Raw genomic sequence first — 2,566 nt, 5'->3', positions numbered from 1 at the left:
CGCGCCTTCGGTGTCGGACCATGTGTTATGTCAGAGACCATGACCTGGCTCGAACAGCAACTCGCAGCCTGACTCCGTCCAGCGAGAGGGTCATTGCGGCTCAATAAAATGTTTGCAACAGAGCCATGCGGAGAGCAAATGATGGATTTGCGACTTCTTTATTACGATTGACCATTACCCGCCTATCCAAGCCTCTGATCGATATCAAAAAGGCACACCGCCTGCGGGATTTTGTTTCAAGTAAACACTTGTAAGTTGATAGCAAATTGTAAAGAGTGCGTTAACGATTAATCAATGGAGCTATTGTGACCAGTTCTGCCTCTGCCAATTCCGGCCCCGAGACGACCCCTGAAATTGATCCCGAAGTTGTAAAAAAGATCGCCACGCTACGCGCCCAGGTGCGCGAAAGCTTTGGTAAAGTGGTGATGGCGATGATGGCCTTGCCGCGCTATCGTTATCAGACTTGGTGGATCTGCAGCACTTGGTGCTCGATCCGCTGATTCGCGACCGGCTGGCGATTGCATACCCCGCGGACAAGGAGCGGGGTGATTTAGCCGACATTACCGGGCTCGCAATCTGGGCCAGCGTGTCTGAAGAGGTCGACGCCAAGATCCGCGAGCAGATCCGCAACGGTGTCTGGCCGCTGCGCTTGAAAGCCGAGGATTGGACCAGCGGCGAGATCAGCTGGCTGATCGACGTGATCGCGCCCGACCGCAAAACCACCGCCAGCGTGTTGGGCAATTTCAAACAGGTGGTCAAAACTGGCGACCTGCGCCTGCACCCGATCATCGGCCGTTTGGTGGACAAAGAGACGCTGGAGAAGATGGGCGCGTCGCAGGTGGAGCGGCTGAAAAACCTGTGAGAACTCCAGCCTAATCCGACAAATCTCCCGCGTGCAAATACTCAAAGGTTCCCAATGAAGAAAGTGTTGATTGCGATCGCCTTCTTGATGGTTGGTTATGTGGTCATTGCCATGTGGTGGTCGCCCCGTCCAACCCCGTTGTTCATCCCCCCGGTGACGCTTGCCGATGGGTCCGTCGAATATCAGCTGATCGACTTTGGCGCAGACCGCGAACGCGGCACCGAGGATGACCCGATCTGGGTGCTGCAGTTTCCCGAGGACATATATGTAAGCAACCCGGACGTGTCCCAGACCGGAGAGCTGATCGCGCGCGACCCGGCTTGGAAAAACAACTGGAACCTCACTCTGATAATGCGCATGCCAGATTTTGGTCCCCTCATCGACCCGTTTGGGGAGCAACGGAGTGTGGACAAGATCCGGGTCGCGCTGACGGCGCCGGAAGTTGAGTATGGGACCGGCCGGGTTCAAGCCCCGGGGATGGATCATGCCATGTCTTTTTCGTCGGTGCGCGATCGAATGGTGAATATTGATTGCAGAAAAGGTCCGCTGATAGCACCCGGATTGGTTTCTCTGCGCAATGCAACACCATCCGAGCAGAGTGAAACCCGACGCTCCCTTGAACAGGAATTCGGTCCTGATTCGAAATACTTATTAACATTTGACGGGGAATGTCCGTGGCGCCCAAATGGGTACGAGGCATTTGCGCTTCTGGGCGCAAGTGGCGAGATTCTGGGCACCGGAGATTGCCAGACAGAACCGTTGGATAGACCGTACTGCAGCTTTTTTGTTTGGCTTCCTGAAAATCGCATCGCTCAGCTAAGATTTGATGCCAAGTATTTGGTTCAAACCCGAGAGATTTACCAGCGCGTGGTCGAAATTATCGCGCAGGCCACCAGTGTACGCCGTTTCCCACATTTGAGTGAATGAAGAGTAAAAAAAACATGATTGATCCCAATTTCCCGCCGAACCAGTTTCTGAAAGATGAATTTCGATCAATTGTCTTCGACAGAGTCATGGATACGCAACAGGGGTATGATGCGGCCGTTTCTTCGATTGAGAATATGCTTATTCAGCAGTCCGACACCTATCTTCAGCTATCGGAAGCGTATGCAATGGCGGCCGAGTACGAAGAGGTTTCAGCTGATCTGAGCAAGAAATTCAATGATTTGTCCGAATACATGAAAGATGTCTCGGTCAAGTTCGACATTATGGCTCCACTTGCTTTTGGCATGTTGCTGGATGCGGAATTGGTTGCAATTCCGGCACTGCAGCAGCGTTGGCTGGAGATCATCGGGGATAAAACCCCGAATGAATTGTCTTTCGAAGAGCAGGACTTGCTGAACAGTCTGGGGTTCGAGTTTGATTTCGGCCTCTACATAGGCGGTGAACCCAGCGCGATAATCGGGTGGGAAAACAGAATAAGCAGTTTGCGCGAAACTCTGAGCCTTCATGAGTATTGGGCACCGCGCTATCAGGATTACGCTCGCGCGGCCGAGGATGTGCGTGTCGCGGTTGATCAGTCACGCAACCTAATCACACCGGAGGAAAGGGTTTCCACTGTTGTGGATGCCATCGGACGGCTCTGTTGCAAACTTCTCCGTGCGGCCCCATTTTTAAGTTTCGCCAGGCAGGAGGGATGCTCCATGAGTGATTTCAAAGGACGGCATTTCAGCGGTGAGGTCGTGCTTTGGGCGGTGCGATGGT

General features: G+C 53.3%; 4 protein-coding genes. All 4 read left to right on the top strand.

Annotated elements, in window-relative coordinates:
- Positions 1-305: 305 nt before the first annotated feature.
- Positions 306-500 carry a hypothetical protein gene (locus AKJ29_RS20120; protein WP_235477549.1) on the top strand — a complete coding sequence of 65 codons (195 nt, stop codon included), beginning with the start codon at positions 306-308 and terminating at the stop codon, positions 498-500.
- Positions 467-862, top strand: coding sequence for a toxin-activating lysine-acyltransferase (locus tag AKJ29_RS12685; RefSeq protein ID WP_235477552.1), 396 nt, complete (start codon positions 467-469; stop codon positions 860-862). The genes AKJ29_RS20120 and AKJ29_RS12685 overlap by 34 nt, the downstream gene beginning before the upstream one ends.
- A 54-nt stretch (positions 863-916) precedes the next feature.
- On the top strand, positions 917-1,789 hold the full coding sequence (locus tag AKJ29_RS12680; protein ID WP_055191412.1) for a hypothetical protein: 873 nt from the start codon (positions 917-919) through the stop codon (positions 1,787-1,789).
- A gap of 14 nt (positions 1,790-1,803) precedes the next feature.
- Positions 1,804-2,566, top strand: a 763-nt coding sequence (locus tag AKJ29_RS12675) for a hypothetical protein (RefSeq protein ID WP_152972457.1), incomplete at its 3' end; no start/stop codon positions are given.

This window comes from Aliiroseovarius crassostreae (genome assembly GCF_001307765.1).
GTDB lineage: Bacteria > Pseudomonadota > Alphaproteobacteria > Rhodobacterales > Rhodobacteraceae > Aliiroseovarius > Aliiroseovarius crassostreae.
The sequence above is the reverse complement of the archived record's forward strand: the minus strand, read 5'-3'. Positions and strand labels throughout refer to the sequence as shown.

Coding starts and splice junctions, on each gene's coding strand:
- AKJ29_RS12680 (WP_055191412.1), top strand. CDS start 917: ATGAAGAAAGTGTTGATTGCGATCGCCTTCTTGATGGTTGGTTATGTG.